General features: G+C 42.9%; 1 protein-coding gene. It reads left to right on the top strand.

Annotation, left to right across the window (positions count from 1 at the left end; translation table 11 throughout):
- On the top strand, nt 1–534 hold a 534-nt coding region (locus tag R7093_RS27680), incomplete at both ends, for an NAD-dependent epimerase/dehydratase family protein (protein ID WP_318147335.1).

Here is a 534-nt window from a genome sequence, read left to right as displayed (position 1 = left end):
TTTTGCTGTTAGCCCGTAGTGAACAGAAAGTTCAAAACTTATTTGGTGAGCTAACCGGTGAATTTGAATGTTTTTACCAAGATGTTTGCCAGCCGATTGAGTTTGATGACGAAGTCGATTTCGTTATTCATGCGGCGAGTAATGCAAGCCCACATCACATCAAACATGATCCTGTTGGGATTATTCAGGCCAACGTTGTTGGAACCATGAATTTGCTTGAGCTCGTTAAAAACAAACGAGTAAAAAACTTTTTGTTCATGTCCACTCGTGAAGTGTATGGAAACTTAGAGAGTCAAGAGCTGATCCGCGGAAGGGACTGTGGCAGCTTGGACTCATTGGACTCAAGATCTTGCTACCCAGAGAGTAAAAGAATGGCTGAGACATTGTTACAAAGCTACGCCATTCAGCATGACGTTCCTTTCACTGCAGTGCGAATCGCTCATTCTTACGGGCCAGGTATGTTCCTAAATGATGGACGCGTGATGTCAGATTTAGTTGGTTGCGTGATAGATAATCAACCAATAGTGCTGAAAA

The sequence above is a fragment of the Vibrio sp. 1580 genome, from assembly GCF_033340055.1.
Note: the sequence above shows the minus strand (reverse complement) of the source record. Positions and strands in the feature narration are given on the sequence as shown.